Below are 20,191 nucleotides of genomic sequence, written 5' to 3' on the forward strand. Positions count from 1 at the left end.
GTTTTCACAAACCTAAGGCTCTTTTATCCTATGAATTCCAGATTTCCCAAGATTTTTCGGCCTGAAATTGTAGCATATTGGAACCGTTGCTAATTTTTCCGCCTTCCTGCTCACCGGCCAATAAAAAGGCCGTTTTTTCAGGATTGTAAATAAGGTCGAATAGCAAATGTTCGTTGGTGATAAAGTGGTATGGAATGTCTGGCTTGTCTTTTATGTTTGGGTAAGTGCCCAATGGAGTGCAATTAACAAGAACCGTATACTCGGATAAGACCTCTTTGCTTAGGTCCTTGTAGTTAAGTTGGTCTTTTTTAGGATTTCTAGAGACAAATTTATAGGTTATCCCCAATTTATTAAGAACAAAGGCTACAGCTTTGGAAGCGCCCCCAGTACCAAGGATAAGCGCTTTTTTATGGTGATTCCTTAGGTAGGGCTCAATTGATTTTTGAAAGCCATATACATCCGTGTTATAGCCTATTGTTGCATTCTTCACAATTTTAATGGTGTTCACGGCGCCAATAGCCTGTGCCTCTTCGTCTATTTTAGATAAAAAGGGCATGATCTGCTCCTTGTAGGGAATGGTAACGTTAAAACCTTTGATATCGCTATTTTGTTTCATCAGGTTTTTGAACAGGTCAATTTGCTCAAGGTCAAAATTCTCATAAGAATGTTGTTCAAGTCCCAACTCAGAAAATTTTTTGGTAAAATAGCCACGTGAGAACGAGTAGGAGATATCCTTTCCTATTAGGCCAAATCTATTTTTATCTTTTTCTATTTTTTCCATACCAGTCTAAACCTAATAAAATTAATACCCCAAAAAATATAAAAAAAATAGCCCACCAAGTCTCGGAAGATGCCAAATTTGGTAGATACCTTTCGTAATTTTTTATAATGGGATTCTGATTCGTGTCCAAAAGTAAATTGCCAGCATTATCCGTTTTAAACAGAGTTCGTTTCCAAGGCCAAACTACCCCAAGGGAGCCTGTGATGAAACCTATTATTACAGCTGTAGTAATATGTCTGTAATGTTTAAGTACATAGCTCAGTAAATGTGATAGAGTTACCAATCCGGTAGCTGATCCAGCCGTAAATACGGCAAGTATTTTTAAGGTATAGAGCCTTGTTGGATTATTGATAAAACTGAAGTCGCCCCTAAACATTTCCGAAAAGGAGTCGTAAAGTGCATTTACCGAATCTACCAGGAGAAGTACATAATTACCAAGAAGGATGAGGATAAACGACCCGGACAGGCCAGGTAAAGTCATTCCTGAAACACTAATAATGCCGCAAAAGAATATAAAGGTCAAGTTATCGTTCTGTGTAGCCGGACTTAGGAAACTTATAGATATACCTATTGTCAGCCCAATTATACCGGCAGATATAGTCCTTTTTCCCCAATAGCCAAAATCTTTTCCAATAAAGTAAATAGAGCCCAATATCATACCGAAAAAGGCAGACCATACGTAGAGTTCATTGCGTTCCAAAAAATAATCCAAAATTTTGGAGACACTGAAATAACTTACCAACATCCCAAATATGAGTAGCGTTAAGAACTGGCCATTGGTGTACTGATAGAAACTTTTTAGTCTTCCGCTGATCAATAGTTTAAAGGCTTTTCCGTTTACCTTTTGAAGGGAGTAAATGAACTCCTCATAAAAACCGCCCACGAAAGCCACAATTCCCCCGGATACTCCGGGAACTTTGTTGGCAGCACCCATAAACAATCCTTTGATAAAAAGGAAAAATTTATCCGTTAATGTTCTGGGGTTTTTCATTTGGGGTAGGACGTTTATTTTTTTGCGGCCAATTTTTCCAGTATAAAAATAAGGGAAAAACCCAGTATAGCTAGAATAACTGCACTTATTAATTGAGAGTCGCCCTCAAAAGAAAAAGGGGATACGTTCTGCTCCTTAATCGTAATTATTTTTTCACCGAACATTTTGGTCTCCAAGACTTCCTTCCATGGCCAAATTTTGTTCAAGGAACCTAATATAAATCCTGTAAGTAACGCCAATGTTAGATTTTTGTAATGCGTGAACATCCATTTTAGAAGTTTTGCAAAGCTTAAAAGCCCAAAGATTGCGCCTAAGCCAACGGTGGCAATAATTTGTAGGTCGCGTTCGTGTACAGCATCCAAAACTGTTTTGTAGGAACCTAATAGCACAAGGATAAAGGCACCTGAGATACCAGGTAAAATCATAGCGCATATGGCTAGGGCCCCGGAAAAGAATAGATAAGGGAGGGCGGCTGAATTTTCGGAAGGTGGCAACTGGGTAATGTAAAAAGCTATGGCGGCACCTATGATCAATATTAGTATGGCAGCCAAATTCCATTTTTTAATTTCCTTGCCCACGAGCAATATACTAGCCACGACCAGCCCAAAGAAAAAGGACCATAATGGAATGGGTTCGTTCTCCAACAACCAACTAATAAGCTTGGCCAGCGATAGGACACTAATGCCTATACCAAGCATTAGGGCAAGAAGAAAGTTGCCATTGAGTTTGGTCCAGAAGGCCTTGATTCCTTCAGTTCTCAAAGTCCTTAAAAGGGATAAGTTTACATTGTTGATACTGGTGATGAGTTCTTCATAAATTCCGGAAATAAAGGCAATTGTGCCTCCAGAGACCCCTGGAACCACATCTGCAGCACCCATGGCCATTCCCTTTAATAAAATGATGATGTAATTTAATAGATTGCGATTTTCCATAAATGATAAAAAAAACAAAAATAGTTTATTTATCTGGAAGCATTTTTCGCATCTTCAATTAAGTTTTGAGCCCAATCGGTATTGAAGAATTGGGGGAATTCGTCCTCAAATAAATGAAGTTGGTCTATATCTATTTTTAAGGCATTTAACAATCTATATTGTGCTCTGGGGAAATCGCTTATAAGCAAATAGAATCCAGCCATTTTATACTGCATTTCACATCGCTGAGGATAAAATTCATGACCTTGGAGCAATATTTCTATTGCAGCATGAACATCTAGGTTTTGTACAGCTACATCGGCCCAATGAAACCAAGTGTCAAACTCGTAGTTCCCCAAGTCCACTGCCTGTTGATAGGCATAGTATGCCTCATCATTGTTTTTTAAGGCAGCATGTATCTTTGCACACTTTTTCCAATACTTGGTATTTTCTCCATCAATATTTATGGCCTTATTGATGTAGTACAATGCTTTTTCGTAATTCTCCTGTCTAATGTAGTAATCTGTAATGGATAACCATCCTTTATCCAATAATGGGTCTTCATGTACTGTCCTGTAATAATAGGATTTTGCCAACTCATCATTGTTTAATTTTTCATGGCATCTGCCAATTCTTAAATAGGCATGGGAGGTTGGGTCTTCAATGGCAATGGTGGTCTCATAATTTTCAATGGCCTCATTGTATCTGCCCAGTTTTTCCAATACTTTTCCTTTTTCGAAATAAGCACCAATAAAGGTGTCATCGGAAATTATGGCAAAGTCAAAAGCCGTCAATGCTTCCTTATGCATCTTTTTGGTAAAATACATTTTACCCAATTGGTGCCATGCAACTTCGCTATATGGGTTTCGTTCCAGATAGTCATTTAGGTACACAATGGCTCCGTCATAATCCTCAAGAAATTCAAAACAATAAATTACATTGTAAAGTGATGAATAGTCTTCCTCATCAAAGGAAACACACATCATGAAATTTTGTTTGGCGTCTTCAAAATTATCCATGAACAGATACTCCATTCCCAATAGTGAATGGATGTCAAAACTGTCATCGGTCAAATTTAAGGCATGGTTTAAAAGAGAGACAGCCGCTTCGTGATTGTCCTTTTTAGAATAGATATTGGCCCTTTGAATGTATATTTCCTCGTTGTTGCTATCTATCACCTGCAGTTCATCCAACATTTTTTCAGCCAGCTCCAGATTATTTTCAAAAACAAGGACCTCTATAGACAATAACTTCAGTTCAATACTGCCAGGATGCTGTTGTAGCCCTATTTTAATCGCCTTTTTTGCCAAGGCAATCTTACCGTTATTAAGATAGTGGTGAATAATATCTTGAAAATCTTCCGCATCAAAGAAGTAGACATCGTCGGTCTTGAGCATGGATTCAAATTTAGCAATTGGTTGCCCTGGTCTCTCGTTTTGTTCTAACGCCATAGGAACTTTTAGTTATTCATTGGAACTAAAGTAGTCTATTGAACCCCTTAATTCCGACAGATTTGGTCTATAATATTAACAAATTAGTTAACAATTTATTGTTTAAGGCTGTCCAATACCTCCAAAATCAGTGCACAGCCAAGTGTAATTTCTTCAGTGGTAATGGTCAACGGAGGAGATATGCGAACCGCATTTGGCTCAAAAAGCAGCCAGAATAAAATCAGGTTTTTTGCAGCACATTTAAGAACAACTTCGTTGGCTATTTCTGGATTCTCCATTATTAAGGCCAACATTAGGCCCTTTCCTCGAATTTCTTTAATTAGTCGATGTTGTAAAAGTTTCCTTAACAGATTTTCTTTTTCCAGGGATTCTTGGATAAGTGTGCTTTCTATTAACTCTTGCAAGGTGGCCAAGCAGGCAGCAGCAATTACAGGATTCCCTCCAAAGGTGGTGATATGACCCAATTTTGGATTTTCTGTTAATGTCTGCATCATGTTGTGCGATGCTACAAAGGCTCCTACTGGTAAACCACCGCCCATACCCTTGCCAATTACTAGAATGTCCGGAATACAATCAAAATGTTCAAAAGCGAACAATTTTCCCGTTCGCCCAAATCCAGGTTGAATCTCATCCAAAATTAACATGGCACCCACTGCGGAACATCGTTCCCTTACCTTTTTCAAATATCCATTTTCCGGCAATATAAAACCAGCTCCCCCTTGAATGGTTTCCAGGACCACACCAGCAGTTTTTTCCGTTATTTTAAATAAATCCTCTTCGGAATTAAAACGAATAAAACCAACGTCTGGAATAAGTGGTCTAAAAGCACTTTTGCGCTCTTCATAGCCCATAATGCTCAAACTTCCCATTGTATTTCCGTGGTAAGCATTCCTAGCGGCAAGAATTTGGCTTCTTCCCGTAAATCTTCTCGCCAATTTCAAAGCTCCTTCAATGGCCTCTGTCCCGGAATTAACCAAATAAGTGGTTTCTAAAGGAGAAGGGAGTTGTTCTGCCAAAAGCTTGGTATAGGCTACCGCCGGTTCCTGAATATATTCCCCGTAGACCATGACATGCATATATTTTTGCAGCTGATCCTGAATGGCATTTACCACTCTTGGATGGCAGTGCCCCAAACTACATGCAGAAACCCCGGCAACAAAATCAAGATGCGCATTACCTTTGGAATCGTAAATATAACTGCCCTTGGCATGTGAAATTTCCAAGGCCAAGGGGTGCGCAGAAGTCTGTGCCTGGTACTTATAATAATCCTCTATCATTTATCATCGCTCTAATGGTCCAGAACCCTAAAAATCCAGGTTTCGTCCAAATATTTACCGTTGAAATCACTATTACGGGAATTCAGTGCTTCTTGCCATGAATTAAATCGTTCTAAATACACGTAGTGATATTTATTAAAATTTCGGAAGAAATATTTAGGTTCCAGGCCTTTATCTATAAGGTTTTTAAAAAATTTCTCATAATTTTTCTTTTCCTCAAAAACATTGGCAATTAAATAGTAGCCGGGATCCAATCCGTCTTCCTTGTTGCCCTCTTCGTAACGTTCCTTTATTTTTCCTTCCGTAACTGCCGGTTTTGTCCCTTTTTTCTGTAGGTCGTTTTTGTTCGTTTCCAATTTTTTCTTCAGGGGGTTGGGTGGTAGTGATTTTGAAGAATTTATGGAATCGCGTTTTCTTTGATCTTCTACCGCTTCAGACGGATCTACGTCCAAATCTATGGGATTTTCCACACCTTTAATGGTAGCCAGTTTAATATTGTTGTCGTCCTCGTCAAATATGTCGTCCTTACTGAGAATTCGTTCATCACCCCGCCAAATAAACCCCTTTAAAAGCCTACCGTTTTCTGGGATGTCTTTTTCTGGGAAAATATCGCCATCGGGATTGGTGATAAAAGTAATATCCTCTATTTCATTATTCGCAAGTGTCATTCTAATGGCACTGCATATGGTTTTGTCGATTCCAATAAATTCCTGGTCATCATTGTACATATAATAGATGACCTCGGTGTTTTTTACAAGATCAATAAGACTTAATTTATTGTCTATGAATTTTCCAAAAAGATCTTTGCCCTTGGCCTGGTTGAAGCCTACTTTGCCAACAGTATCCATGGAAATTACAAAGGCATTATTGATAACCTTTAAGGAGTCCAATTTTTCGGTTTCCAAATTGGATAGTAAATGAATGCTATCCCCGGTCATTTGATTTTCGCCGTTCCAAATAATGGGTTTGGTAATTAATTGGGTAATTCCGGTCTTTTGGTTAAAATGTATGGAATCGCACTTGCCACTTAAATCGGTCTTATAGAACTTTGCATTCCTGAAAGCCCTAAGAATACGTTGTTCTGGCTTTCCGGTGATCATTAGGGTGTCACCATGCATATATAGGGAATCTTGCTCTACCAAATTAATGGAAACGGCTCTTTTTGTAGCAAATACAGAATCTTTGGCCTTATATACTTCTGCATAGTGTGCCCGGATCAATCCATTGTTTATAGTATCCCTTATGACAATATTGTTAGTGGCGGAGGCAAATTCTGTCTTCTTGTCAAAATATAAACTGTCCCCCGTTATTATTCGATTATTATAGTCTATTCGTGTATTTTTAATTCCGTAGCCATTTTCAATTTTGGTATCATAAAATCCGCGTTCACAATACATCTTATAGGCTTCACCAGTGATGGTAGACGGACCATATAAATAAGCGTTTTTGGAAACTGTATAATAATCCAATTGTTTGGATACCAATTTAAATTCCGGGTTGACCAGGTTTACGCTATCTAGAAATTGTGATTTCTTAAGTTGGGTAAAGTAGCGTCCAATTTTACTGGTAAGGGTATTGGAAGAATCTACTACAGTTCCATAATCTTTATAATATGCCTCTTGTTTTTCCCTGTCAAATCGTAAAGTGTCCGTGGTAAGGGTCATGCTGGTATGGTTCAAAACAACATTTTCCCAGGCCTTGGCAAGATTTAAATTGCCGTCATAATCTATTTTTCCACTGGTTAATTGTACAGAATCTCCCTGCTGAAGTTTAATATTTCCAATCGCCTTTAGCTTATTTTCTTTTTGGTAATAGATTGCAATATCGCACCATAAATCGGCTCCTTCGTGCTCAAATTGCACTTGTCGATCATCTTTACTAAAAATAGCCGCACCGGGATATTGTTTTTCATCTTTGGTGAAGTTGGCTCCATAAACAATATTTATTTCTTTAACCTCGGTCTTCGGCTCCTGGGCCCAACCAGTCCAACAAATGAATACTGTAAATAAAAAGAATATGGACTTAAGCAATGTTTGAAATTTTGGTCAAAAATAGTATATTTTGAGGGAGGAAGTTACAGTTTGGGATAGTTTTAATAAAATGACATTAACAAAAAAGCCATCTTAAAAGATGGCTTTTGTTTATCGATATATGGTCTGAGTCCTATCTGGCCCAACCGAAACAATTTTGATGGGGACTTCCAGTTCTTTTTCCAAGAATTTTATGTAATCCATTAAGGTGTCCGGAAGTTCATCGGACTTGCTCATTTTGGTCAAGTCCTTTGCCCAGCCCTTCATTTCAGTATAAACCGGGGTCACATATTCCGGTTCTATACTATAGGGCAAATGTTTAATTTGGTTTCCCTTATAGTTGTAAGCAGTGCATACTTTTAGTTTTTCAATTCCACTAAGCACGTCCGCTTTCATCATCATCAATTCTGTTACTCCATTAATTTCAACGGCGTATTTAAGGGCTACTAGGTCTAGCCATCCGCAACGTCTTGGCCTACCGGTAGTGGCGCCAAATTCGTTTCCGACCCTACCCATGGTTTCACCGTCTTCGTCAAAAAGTTCTGTGGGGAACGGTCCACTACCTACACGCGTGGTATAGGCCTTGAATATACCTAGAACATTGCCAATTTTATTTGGTGCCACGCCCAAACCAGTACAGGCTCCCGCCGCTGTAGTGTTGGATGAGGTTACAAATGGATATGTTCCAAAATCGATATCCAACAAAGACCCTTGTGCACCTTCCGCCAATATTTTTTTACCTTCCCGCTGGGCATTAAAAATATACTCCTCACTATCTATGAAGGTTAATTTTTTTAGTTCTTCAACAGCCATAAAAAAGTCGGCCTCCAATTCCTTAAGGTCATATTGGATCTCAACATTGTAAAAGCTGATCATAGCCTCGTGTTTGTTGGCCAATGATCGGTATTTTTCTTTCCAATCGGAAAATTCCAGATCACCAACTCTCATTCCGTTTCTTCCCGTTTTGTCCATATAGGTTGGGCCAATACCCTTGAGTGTAGACCCAATTTTGGCCTTGCCTTTAGCCGTTTCGGAAGCGGCATCCAGTAGGCGATGGGTGGGCAAAATTAAATGTGCTTTTCTGGAGATAAATAATTTCGACTTAATATCTAGATTGAATTTCTTTAGATTATCGAGTTCTTTTTTAAATATAACCGGATCTATTACTACACCATTACCGACTATGTTAACTGCAGTTTTGTGAAAAATTCCGGAAGGAATGGTGTGCAAAACGTGTTTTATACCATCAAATTCTAATGTGTGGCCAGCATTGGGGCCGCCTTGGAAACGTGCAATAATGTCATAGTTTTTGGTTAAAACATCAACTATTTTCCCTTTTCCTTCATCTCCCCATTGGAGTCCTAGTAGTAAATCTACTGCCATTCTTTATGTAATTGGATTAATTATTCGTGTTCTCTTCTTTGATTCTTGTCCCGTAAAAATAGAGTGAGTGTGTATTGATCTTTATTTTGAAAACCTCCTCAATGGTCTTTTTTATACTTTGAATGCGGGGATCGCAAAATTCCATGACTTCGCCAGTATCGGTAAGGATAACATGATCGTGCTGTCGGTCAAAATATGATTTTTCGTATTGGGCCTGATTTTTCCCAAACTGATGCTTCCTGACCAACTTGCATTCCAATAAAAGTTCAATAGTATTGTACAGTGTAGCCCTGCTTACGCGATAATTTTTGTTCTTCATGGTGATATAAAGAGATTCTATATCAAAATGCTCTTCGCTATCGTAGATTTCCTGTAAAATTGCGTAGCGCTCAGGTGTCTTTCTGTGACCATTTCCCTCTAGAAAAGTGGTGAAGACATTTTTAACTATTTCTTGATTCTTATTTTCGCCCATAGCATTTACCCAGCATTAGGGTACAAATGTACAGTTAAAATTTAAATTCTGGATACTTTATCGATGCCGTTGAGCTGCTTTAGTTTATCTATAACTTTTTTCAGGATGGCATTATTTTTTACAACAAGTGTAATTCTTCCCGAAAAGGTGCCTCCGTCCGTACTGAAATTAATATTTCTCATATTAACATGTAAATTGCCAGAGATTACTTCGGTAATTTCACTTATCAATCCCAAGTTGTCTATTCCGGTCAGCTTTATTTCTACCGTAAATTCTTCCTGTGAAGAATCTATCCATTTGGCGGAAATGATTCTATAGGCGTAGTTGGACTGTAACGAAATGGCGTTGGGACAGTTTTTCTTGTGTACCTTAATACCATCGTTTACACTTACGAACCCAAATACTTCGTCTCCAGGAATGGGATTACAGCATTGGGATAATTTATATTCCAGCTTGTCTTCTTCCTTTCCAAAAACTAGGGTATCGAATTTGGAAGTTATTTCATCTTTATGGATGTCCTCTGGAATAGGGTGCTTCCTCATCTTATTTTTGAAGAAGCTTATAAAGGCATTGCTATAGGAAGCGGCAAAATCCTTCAACATTTGATTGTCAATGGCCCCGATAGCAACCCTGTAAAAAAGATCTAAACTGGTCTTTAACTTAAAAAAGATGACCAATTTATTTATAGTATCCTCATTAAGGGTGATTTTTTGGGATTTTAGTTTGCGTCTAAGTATTTCCTTACCATCCTGTGCAGTGGACTTTTTTTCTTCCCTTAAAGAAGATTTTATCTTGGCCCGGGCCCTAGCCGTTGTGGCATAGTCCAACCAACTTGAACTTGGCTTGGCAGTATCGGAGGTTAAGATATCCACCTGGTCGCCACTATTTAAAGTGGTGTTCAAGGGGACCAATTTTCCATTCACCTTAGCTCCTCTGGTGTGCATACCTACCTCTGTATGTATGTTAAAGGCAAAATCCAAAGGGGTGGCCCCTTTAGGAAGTGATTTTAATTCTCCTTTAGGTGTAAATACAAATATTTCTTTGGAATATAGGTTAAGTTTAAATTCTTCAACAAAATCAACCGCATTGGTATTTGCATTTTCCAAGGCTTCCTGCAGTTTGTTCAGCCATTCTTCAATACCCTGTTCTTTTTGATTGCCATGCTTGTATTTAAAATGGGCAGCATAACCTTTCTCTGCAATCTCATGCATTCTTTCACTTCTAATCTGTACTTCTACCCATTTGCCCTTGGGCCCCATTACGGTAATATGCAGTGCTTCGTAACCCGTAGATTTCGGGGAGGAAATCCAATCGCGCAAACGAACAGGGTTAGGGGTGAAGTGATCGGTGACAATGGAGTAAATTTTCCAGGCTAAAAACTTTTCGTTTGGACGGTCCGATTTGTAAATGATCCGAATCGCAAATTTGTCATAAATCTCATCGAAGGAAACATTCTGAACCTTCATTTTTCGGCGTATTGAAAATATGGATTTCATCCGCCCCTTTATGTAGTAATTTAACTTTTCTTTGTCCAAAGAATCGCTAATTACTCCAGAAAAAGCGTCAATATATGCCTGTTGTTCTTCCTTGGATTCTTCAATTTTACCTAAAATATCGTCGTAAACATCGGGTTCCGTATATTTAAGGCTGAGGTCTTCCAGTTCGGTCTTAATATTGTACAGACCTATTCTGTGCGCTAATGGTGCGTATATGTACAGGGTTTCGGACGCTATCTTTACTTGTTTATGCTCTGGCATGGAATCCATAGTGAGCATATTGTGATACCTGTCGGCAATTTTTATAATAATGACCCGTACATCATCATTTAACGTTAAAAGCATTTTTCTAAAATTCTCAGCCTGTTGGGATATGTTCATATCCTTTTTAAGGTGGGCAATTTTAGTAAGTCCGTCCACGATCCGTGCCACCGTTTCCCCGAACATACGCTCTATATCGGCCAGAGTATACTCAGTATCCTCAACAACATCGTGCAATAGTGCAGAGGCTATGGAAACGGCATCCAAACCTATCTCGGAGGCCACTATTTTGGCAACTGCTATAGGGTGAAAAATATAAGCTTCGCCAGATTTTCTTCTTTGATTTTTATGCGCATCAACAGCAATATCAAAGGCGGAGCGTATTAATTTCTTATCCTCATCGTTAAGATTTTGATAGCTTATGCGGAGCAATTCCTTGTATTGCTTGGCAATCTCCTTGTTTTCTCTTTCTATTGCAGCTTCGGTCATCATAATTTAAAAATAGCATAAACTAATATAGTAGACAACAAAAATTATGCCTTTAAATTTTGAATTCTGGACATTAGGGTCGGGTGCGAATAGTGCATAAAAACATAGGCTGGGTGTGGAGTGAGATTACTTAGACTATTTTTTGATAATTTTTTTAAGGACGTGATCAGGGGTTTGGAGCCAAAAGTATTTTTGGCATAATCATCTGCCTGATATTCAAATTTTCTGGACATGAAGTTCATGACCAACCCCGTGATTTCAGATATAGGGCTATATAATATTCCAAAACCGATAAGCGCAGCATGAAAGCTAGGTTGTGAAACACCAATAGCCAAAGAAACCTCTGGATTGTTAATGAAAATGGATAATATAAATAAGGTAAGACCAGTAAGTAAAATGGAGGCAGACAAATTAAAAATGATGTGCTTCTTTTTATAATGCCCCACTTCATGGGCCAGAACAGCGACAATTTCATCCTCTTCTAGATCGTTGATAAGCGTGTCGTATAATGTAATTCTCTTTTCTTTACCAAAACCCGAAAAATAGGCATTGGCCTTGGTAGATCGTTTTGATCCGTCTATAACAAAGATATTTTTGAGCTCAAAGCCCACGTTTTTGGCGTAGGCTTCGATTTTACTTTTTAAACTACCTTCCGCTAAGGGAGTTTGTTTGTTAAAAAGTGGAACTATTAGTTTACTATAGAACAAATTCATAAAAAGGGAAAATACGGCAACCAGCGCCCATGCATAGATCCAAAAGTTGGTTCCTGCCCATTGAAAAAACCAGATGACCAATGCCAATATTCCTCCGCCTAAAATCATCATCATGATCCATCCCTTAATTTTGTCTGTCCAGAATAACTTTTTAGTACTTTTATTAAAGCCGAATTTTTCCTCAATAACAAAGGTATGGTAATATGAAAAGGGTATGGTTACTATATCATTCCCAATCATGATTATTCCAAAAAATATCAGTGCACTTGGAATAGGGTTGTCGCTAAGGCTCCTAGCCATCGTATCTATCCATTCAAATCCTCCAAAAATCAAGAAGAGCAAGGTCAGTGTTATCGAAAAGATAGATCTGACAAGTCCAAAACGATAATTGATTTTTTTATACTCCTGGGATTTTCGATATTCTTCCTGGTCAAACACATCACTTAGTTCGTTTGGTACCACATCGGAATAGCGTTTGGCATTTAAGTACTCCAAAAAGGTTTCAATGAAAAATTGTATTACCAATATGGCTATTATTATATAAAAAAGGATGCTACTATTCATTTAAAAAATTGGTGGATTTATATATTAATTTAAGGAGCAGGTTTTTTACGCTGATTCTATTTCTAAAATCCCCTTTGTCTCCTTGCTTCAAAGATAAGTATTGCGGCGGATACGGAAACATTCATAGAGTCTATTTCTCCGTGCATGGGAATAATAATATTTTGTGAGGATTTGTTCAGCCATTCCTCGGATAAACCGGTAGCCTCTGTACCCACAACAATGGCAGTTGGTTGGGTAAAATCCAATTCTGTATATGGTTTGGAAGCACTTAAGGCTGCACAGTTGATTGCTATGTTGCGATTTATTAAATACTGAATAATCTCTTGCGTGGAACCTTGGGCCAATTTAGTTGTAAAAACACAACCTACGCTGGACCGAATTATATTGGGATTGTACAAATCGCTTTTTGGGTTGGCAATAATTACGGCATCCAGATCGGCGGCATCCGCAGTACGAAGAAGGGCTCCTATATTGCCAGGTTTTTCAGGCGCTTCTGCCACCAGAATTAAAGGGCGGTCGTTTCTGAAACTTAATGATTCCAGTGAATGTTCTTTAGTTGCAGCGACTGCCAAAATGCCTTCCGTGGTACCCCTGTAGGCCAATTTCTGAAAAATCTCTCTCGAAATGGCTATAATTTCTGGTTGTGGTGAAATGCCTTGTGTTAAATCCAAAATAGTATCATGGGAAATTAACTCAGGGTAAAAAAGGATGGTCCTAAGATTATATTCGCCTTTTATGGCAAGCTGAAGCTCCTTGACTCCCTCTATAACAAAAAGCCCATTTTTTTTTCGTTCACGCGATTTTTCTTTTAATGATATGATGCTCTTTACTAGAGGGTTGTGGGTACTCGTGATTTCTTTAAGGTAGTTCATCCCAGCAAAAATAATATATTATTGTTAACTTAATTAAAGTTGTGCGACGAATGGAGCAACTAAAGATAAGTATGATGAAATATATGATTGTAGTGCTGATGTTGACTGGCGTGTTATCCTGTAAGATGGAAAACAAAGCAAAGGAAGTTGATATGGAATTGGCCAAAACTAAAACGGAATCAAAAATAAACTTGGAGCGATATCCAGAACCTTTGTTAAAGGTTTTTGAAGCCCATGGAGGAATTGTGAATTGGAAGAACAAAAAGAGTTTGGTTTTTAAGCAAGGGCAAGAGCTTCATACTATTGATCTTCAATCTAGGATGGATAGGGTGGACGGACCAGCCTATTCCCTCGGATTTGACGGCGATAAGGTATGGCTGCTCAACGAAGAAAATGCTTTTAAAGGCGATCCAGTGTTTTATCACAATCTTAGGTCTTATTTTTTTAATATGCCCTTTGTATTGGGTGATAAAGGTATTGTTTATGATGAAACGGAAGATTTGGTTTATGAAGGGGTTAATTATCCCGGTATAGCAGTACGCTTCAATTCCGGAATAGGCACCTCATATAAGGATGAGTATTTCCTTCATTATGACCCCCAGACCTTTGAAATGGCTTGGCTTGGATATACGGTGAGCTACCGAAGTGGTGAACGTTCCGATAATGTAAGTTGGATAGGTTATCACGATTGGACGGAAGTAAATGGACTAAAGGTTCCAAAGGAATTAACTTGGTATAGTTCAGAAGGGCGCACGATTAAAGAACCTAGAAAACCGGTTGTATTTGAAGCGATAGAGTTTAGTGAGCAGCCCAAACCGATAAGTTTCTTTGCGAAGCCAGAAAACGGAATATTTGTAGAAGGAAAAGTACAAGAGTAGTCCCCAAAAAGGAAAAGGGGCAGGAAAATAATATTTCGATGCCCCTTCATTTTCTTGATGCTTGTGAACTCTAGACTATTTGCCGTTATATTTTCCCATATACCTTTTCCATAGTTCCGTTTGGTGGGTTTCCAAAGAAATATCCCTTCCATCTATATAGGCCTTGTTTAATTGATTGGTCCTCATGTCCAGTGCATCGCCTTCAGAAATAAATAACGTAGCACTTTTTCCTACCTCCAAGGTACCATAGTCCTTGTCTATCCCTAAAATTTTCGCAGGATTTTGTGTGATCATTTGAAGTGCTTTTTCTTGGGATAGTCCTTGTTGAACAAGCTGTCCGGCATAAAACGGGAGGTTTCTATTTTGAAAATTTTTCGCGTTTATGTTTTGCATGGCTACCAATATTCCGGCATCGGATAATAATTTGGGTAGTTTATAAGGCAGGTCATAATCATCGTCCTCAAATACGGGTAAGTTATGGGGAGCCCTTATCAATACAGGTACATTATTACGTTTTAAAAAATCGGTGATTTTATAGGCATGGTATCCACCAACCAAGACAACCTGGTTAACTCCTAAATTTTTGGTATTTGTTATGGCGTCTATTATTTCCTTTTCACCATCGGCATAAACATATAGTTTTTGTGTTCCGTTGAACAAACCTTGGGTAGCTGCAAATGCCGGATTGATTTCTGGCGCCGGACTTTTTCCATAGGCCGATGCATTTTTTAGAAAGCTTATTATTATATTTTTTTCCTTTGAATAATCATCATTTGGCTTATGCCTGCGCTCTTGACCTACCGAGGTAGGACCTTGTTTAAAGCTTTTTGGCCAGGACAGGTGTATTCCGTCATCCGCCTTTACCACAGCATCTTCCCAGTTCCAAGCATCGAATTGCATAATGGAAGAAGTTCCGGCAATGGTGCCTCCCTTAGGGGAAATTTGCCCCAAGAGTACCCCGTTTGGACGCATGCTTTCCACAACTTTGGATTCTGCATTATAGGCAATTAAGCTTCTTACATGGGGAATTAACTCCCCAATTTCATCCTTGTCATTGGAGGCCCTAACAGCATCTACCTCTATCAATCCCAACGAGGCGCAGGTTGCTATGAACCCTGGGTAAAGATGTTTTCCACTGGCATTTATTATAGTTCCTTTTCGCGCAATTCTTGTTTTGGCATCTCCAACGAAGAAAATTTTTCCATCCTCGAACATGATAAGGGAGTTCTCTATAACTTCGCCATTTCCCAAATGGGCAACAGCACCTTCAATAGTTATGGCTTCTTTTTGTGGCGCAGCCGGTGTTTGCTGTGTAAACCCCTTTGTTGTTATGATTAAGACGGCAAGTGCTAAAGTGTTTCTTAAATTTTTCATCTTTTTATTTTTAAAGGCTATCACAATGCAATTGCTCTTGGTTTTTTTTCTTGGGTTCCTGTGTAGGGCTGCCTTTGTCCTTCTCCTTTAACATTAGGTTGATGAGTAAGGCCTTTTCTTTTTTTATGGCTTCCCTTTGTTGTTTATCTTTTTCCAGGTCAAAGTAAACGGCACCATCGATCATCGTTTTTTCCGCTTTTGCATAAATCGATAGAGGGTTGTTGCTCCACAGAACAATATCCGCGTCTTTTCCTTCTTTAATACTGCCTACCCTGTGGTCTATATGTAAAAGTTTTGCGGGGTTAATAGTGACCATTTTCCATGCTTCCAGCTCTGTCATGCCACCATATTTAACAGTTTTGGCAGCTTCTTGGTTTAATCGTCTGGACATTTCAGCATCATCACTGTTAATGGCAACGGTAATACCCTGACTTTGCATGATAGCAGCATTGTAAGGTATGGCATCGTTTACCTCGTATTTATAGGCCCACCAATCACTGAATGTGGATGCTCCTACACCATGCTCTACCATTTTATTGGCTACCTTATAGCCTTCCAGAATGTGGGTGAAAGTATTTATTTTAAAGTTAAATTTTTCGGCTACTTTCATGAGCATATTTATTTCACTCTGAACGTAGGAATGACAGCTGATAAAGCGTTCTCCGTTTATTATTTCTGCCAAGGTTTCCATCTCTTCATCAAACCTGAAGGGTTGTCCACTTTTTTTCTTGATATCATATTCTTTTGCCCTCTGGAAATAATTAATAAATGTTTGTTCCACACCCATCCTTGTTTGCGGAAATCTACTGTAACTGTTCCAGTTGGCCTGCTTTACATTTTCACCTAAGGCAAATTTTATAAATTTGGGAGAGTTGTCATATATCATACCTTCTGCGCTGGCACCCCATTTTAATTTTAGGATTGCCGATTGGCCACCAATAGGATTGGCCGACCCATGTAAAAGTTGTGCTGAGGTAACGCCACCCGCTAAGTCCCGATAAATGCCAATATGTTCAGGGTTCACCACGTCTTCCATTTTTACCTCCGCAGAGGAATTTTGTCCGGATTCGTTAATGGCCAAAGCCGCTATATGGGTGTGTTCATCAATGATGCCTGCTGTAAGGTGTTTTCCATTGCAATCCACAATCGATGCGCCGCTAGCTTTAAGATCTTTGCCTATTTTGGTAATTTTACCATTTTTAACAAGTACATCCGTATGTTCCAAAATACCGGCCTCCTCACTGGTCCAAACCGTGGCATTTTTAAATAAAATGGACTCTTGCTTAGGCATGTCGGAATACCCGTAACCTATATTTGGAAAAGTAATAGGAACCACTATATGTTTTTCTTTGACCCCATCTTTTTCTTTTTCAAAAAATGCAGTGGTCTTTGTGGCATTAAAAGTGGATTCGCTACCGTCCGGCAGCAATAGCTTCCCTGAAATATTATCCGAGTTGGAGGCTGCCATTCCCGTTAATCTGAAAACCATATTACCTTCCTTGTTATTGAATGAAAGGGTAACCCAATTGTCTTCATAATTAATTTTGGAAGTCAATTTTTCGTCTCCTTCCCTAAGCTCTGCCTTGGGTTTGTCCAATTCCCCAGTAATGGATAATTGATACGTTTTTTTTCCAGCAGCCAAATTGTAGTTTCCTCGGATGTCCTTAAGTTCTTTGTTATTGATAATGTGCTGTTGACCCTGGACCCAATTTTCATAGAGTACCGTTTCCTTTTCAAAAATATCCCCGGAGCTAATTAAAAAATTAGCTTGATTACCGTTTTGTAAAGATCCAATTAAGTTGGATTGGCCCAGGATCTGCGCAGGTACTGTGGTAAGCGCCTCCAAAGCCTTTGTTTTGGACAGTCCATAATCTATAGCCTTTAATAAATTGTTTCTGAAAGAAGACGTAGATTTTTGATCGTGAAGTGTTAGACCAAATGTGATGTTGTTTTCCTCAAGAACTTTAGGGTTTGTAGGGGCTTGATTCCAAAAGCGCATATCTTCCAAGCTAATATATTCTGCCAAATATGGATCGGAAACGTCATAGGGGTCTGGAAAATTAATCGGAACGATCAAAGTGGCATTGGTGGCCTTTATTCCCGCCACATTTTCAAATTCATTTCCACCGGCAAGTATGGTGTAATTTATGCTGAACATATCCCCAATTTTATCTACCCGTAGCACATTGCCTTTATCCTTGGCTTCAAATATTTGTACTAGACCTTTGTTGGCGTTCAGAGCTTCTAGGGAAAGGTCTTTTGTAGCAATATTGCCTTGGGCGTACCAATCTGCATCAAAGTACATTTGTCTTAAAAGTGCCAAGGCGCCCATTAGCGAACTTGGATAAGCTTGCCGTTTGGCAACACTTTTGGTCAAAGAAAAATATTGTGCAGATTTATCGGCTAAAATTCTATCCGAATCATCGCCGGTATCGTTTAATGTTACCAAGGCACCACTTCCACGAGCTATCCCGTCTTGAATGTGGGTATTTACAGTGCCAAATCCTGCTTCCCGTAATTCTTTCGCTTTTTTGTTGTCATATTTGAATCTGGATATCGCATCGTTTTCCGGCATAACGTGGTCGTTCCAATAAAAGCCCTCCCTTGTGGGTTCATATTGTGCAGAACGCCCGCCAGAAGTCGCTTTGTTGGGTTTATTCACCCCAAAATCAGAATAGATATCAATAAATGATGGATATATGGATTTTCCTTGTAGATCGATTATTACTGAGTTTTTTGGAACTGTTACCGATTTTCCGGTCTGTACCACCTTGCCTTTTTTTATCAGCAATGTTCCCTTCTCCAATATTTTTGTGGGTGTTATAAAGATCTTTGCGTTAATGAATGCTGTGTAATTGTTGTTTTCCGCTTTTACGCCATCATTTTTTGGAAAGTAATCCTGGGCAGAAAGAGATACTCCGCACAAAAATGTGACGAGTACAAAAAATCGTATTCTCATAAATAAGTTTATTCGTTTTTATAAGGTGTTAAAAATAACATAACAAATAAATAATAAAGACTGTTTTAAGCTATTTATAACATAAAAAATCTCATGTTTAGTGAGCTTAGATGCGATATTCCGCATAAGTATTAGGGGGTGAAATCCAAATTGCTTATTCCTTAAATTGGGTTTTGCCGATAATAGTTTACCAAGAGTGAAACAACGGCATTGTAACTTTTTATACCGTCTTTTTGATTGTTGGCCTTTAAAAAGCTGTTGAATATAGATTTAAAAACGGGCTCTAGCGGATTTTCATGTGCCAGCCAAAAGTTGGTTACTTCTTTGTAGTTCTTTTTAACTCCTGGGTTGAGTTTGTTATATTGGCTTTTAAAGACATCGAGGTCACGCCTTGCAAGTTCATTAAGACAATAACTAAGGGCGTAGGCATAGGCGGAATATTTAAAATAAATATCCTCATTGTTGACCGTTACCAGATATCCAATGAAATTAGTTTCATTCTCGGCCGAAAATCCCAATTGATGGCCAATCTCATGGCCACATATGACCGGGAATCTAAAATTGGGTAGCTTGCTATTTACTTGGGCCTCATTGGTAAACGGATTTAAATACCCGCCATAACCCATATAGGTCAAAGCCGTACTAAAAATCGACTGCTTTAGGCTTGGTCGATTATAAGTGAATAAGGGTATTTGCTTTCCAAGGCTTTCATAACCCATTAACGTAAGGTCTAAAATTTCCTTTTTGGTATAGGGGACTTCAACAATCTTACCGGTGTCCCTAGTAATTTGAAAATGGACTTCATTGGTTTTCCGAACAAGTTGGTCTACCAAGTTCAGCAAATCCTCTTGACTGTGTTTTCCACCTATTTCCAATGTTTTTGCAATGGGTTCTCGGTAATAATTTAAACCCCACAAGAGATGAAATGTAAAGTAAGCTACGGATAAGACCATGGCAATATCCCTTAAGAATCCGAGTAGGTTTTTTTTAATGGCCAATCTGTTTTCAATGATATATCCTATTCCCAAGATAATCAGAAGTGCGTATATTAAATCACCGACAGAAAAAGGAATCCAACCCAATATAGTTCGCCAAAATCCTGAAATAATGGGATATAGCCCATTACTGTAATAGGTTTCTATAAATTCAGGGTAATTGCCCAACCACTTTACTATGATTACCTGAGGAATTATTAAAAGGGCAATTAAATTTTTTATTTTTTTATTCACAAATCAAAAATAACCAATAATCTAGCATGGTTGTTTTTCTATCTGTATTTTTGATTTTAT

The 20,191-nt window shown here is 38.6% G+C and carries 14 protein-coding genes and 1 pseudogene; 1 reads left to right on the forward strand and 14 read right to left on the reverse strand.

Features of this window, described 5'->3' with window-relative positions; genetic code table 11:
- Positions 1-28: 28 nt before the first annotated feature.
- The 11 genes and pseudogenes from MWU78_RS14550 to MWU78_RS14600 form a co-directional block, all read right to left on the reverse strand.
- The gene (locus MWU78_RS14550; protein WP_246998981.1) at positions 29-781 is read right to left on the reverse strand and encodes a shikimate dehydrogenase; all 753 of its coding nucleotides are present in this window, start codon (positions 779-781) and stop codon (positions 29-31) included.
- Positions 759-1,772 (reverse strand): DUF368 domain-containing protein, encoded by a 1,014-nt coding sequence (locus MWU78_RS14555; RefSeq protein ID WP_246998984.1) that lies wholly within the window; start codon positions 1,770-1,772, stop codon positions 759-761. The genes MWU78_RS14550 and MWU78_RS14555 overlap by 23 nt, the downstream gene beginning before the upstream one ends.
- A 14-nt stretch (positions 1,773-1,786) precedes the next feature.
- Positions 1,787-2,704: a DUF368 domain-containing protein gene (locus MWU78_RS14560; RefSeq protein WP_246998985.1), complete on the reverse strand. Its 918-nt coding sequence runs from the start codon at positions 2,702-2,704 to the stop codon at positions 1,787-1,789.
- A gap of 29 nt (positions 2,705-2,733) precedes the next feature.
- Complete coding sequence (locus tag MWU78_RS14565; RefSeq protein ID WP_246998987.1) at positions 2,734-4,134, reverse strand: tetratricopeptide repeat protein; 1,401 nt, start codon at positions 4,132-4,134, stop codon at positions 2,734-2,736.
- A 95-nt stretch (positions 4,135-4,229) separates the two neighbouring features.
- On the reverse strand, positions 4,230-5,411 hold the full coding sequence (locus MWU78_RS14570; protein ID WP_246998989.1) for an aspartate aminotransferase family protein: 1,182 nt from the start codon (positions 5,409-5,411) through the stop codon (positions 4,230-4,232).
- A 446-nt stretch (positions 5,412-5,857) separates the two neighbouring features.
- Positions 5,858-7,405 (reverse strand): annotated as a pseudogene (locus tag MWU78_RS14575) (OstA-like protein); the annotation flags it as partial.
- A 147-nt stretch (positions 7,406-7,552) separates the two neighbouring features.
- Positions 7,553-8,824 carry an adenylosuccinate synthase gene (locus MWU78_RS14580; protein WP_246998991.1) on the reverse strand — a complete coding sequence of 424 codons (1,272 nt, stop codon included), beginning with the start codon at positions 8,822-8,824 and terminating at the stop codon, positions 7,553-7,555.
- Between the two features lie 16 nt (positions 8,825-8,840).
- A complete protein-coding gene (locus MWU78_RS14585; protein ID WP_246998993.1) occupies positions 8,841-9,296 on the reverse strand; it encodes a transcriptional repressor in 456 nt (151 codons plus the stop codon).
- 41 nt (positions 9,297-9,337) lie between these two features.
- On the reverse strand, positions 9,338-11,542 hold the full coding sequence (locus tag MWU78_RS14590) for a RelA/SpoT family protein (protein ID WP_246999308.1): 2,205 nt from the start codon (positions 11,540-11,542) through the stop codon (positions 9,338-9,340).
- A 44-nt stretch (positions 11,543-11,586) separates the two neighbouring features.
- Entirely contained in the window at positions 11,587-12,819 is a 1,233-nt protein-coding gene (locus MWU78_RS14595) for a M48 family metallopeptidase (protein WP_246998995.1), read from the reverse strand.
- A 62-nt stretch (positions 12,820-12,881) separates the two neighbouring features.
- Positions 12,882-13,691, reverse strand: coding sequence for an RNA methyltransferase (locus MWU78_RS14600; protein ID WP_246998997.1), 810 nt, complete (start codon positions 13,689-13,691; stop codon positions 12,882-12,884).
- 50 nt (positions 13,692-13,741) lie between these two features.
- Here MWU78_RS14600 and MWU78_RS14605 point away from each other — a divergent pair, with 50 nt between their 5' ends.
- The gene (locus MWU78_RS14605; RefSeq protein WP_246998999.1) at positions 13,742-14,569 is read left to right on the forward strand and encodes a DUF6503 family protein; all 828 of its coding nucleotides are present in this window, start codon (positions 13,742-13,744) and stop codon (positions 14,567-14,569) included.
- 75 nt (positions 14,570-14,644) lie between these two features.
- On the opposite strand, the gene MWU78_RS14610 is transcribed toward MWU78_RS14605, so the two are convergent.
- The 3 genes from MWU78_RS14610 to MWU78_RS14620 all read right to left on the reverse strand — a co-directional run bounded on the left by MWU78_RS14610 (position 14,645) and on the right by MWU78_RS14620 (position 20,131).
- Positions 14,645-15,943 carry an amidohydrolase family protein gene (locus MWU78_RS14610; protein WP_246999001.1) on the reverse strand — a complete coding sequence of 433 codons (1,299 nt, stop codon included), beginning with the start codon at positions 15,941-15,943 and terminating at the stop codon, positions 14,645-14,647.
- Between the two features lie 10 nt (positions 15,944-15,953).
- Positions 15,954-18,902 (reverse strand): amidohydrolase family protein, encoded by a 2,949-nt coding sequence (locus MWU78_RS14615; RefSeq protein ID WP_246999003.1) that lies wholly within the window; start codon positions 18,900-18,902, stop codon positions 15,954-15,956.
- A 161-nt stretch (positions 18,903-19,063) separates the two neighbouring features.
- Positions 19,064-20,131: a DUF3810 domain-containing protein gene (locus MWU78_RS14620; RefSeq protein ID WP_246999005.1), complete on the reverse strand. Its 1,068-nt coding sequence runs from the start codon at positions 20,129-20,131 to the stop codon at positions 19,064-19,066.
- Between the last annotated feature and the right edge of the window lie 60 nt (positions 20,132-20,191).

It is taken from the genome of Arenibacter sp. F26102, assembly GCF_023015865.1.
Classification (GTDB): domain Bacteria; phylum Bacteroidota; class Bacteroidia; order Flavobacteriales; family Flavobacteriaceae; genus Arenibacter.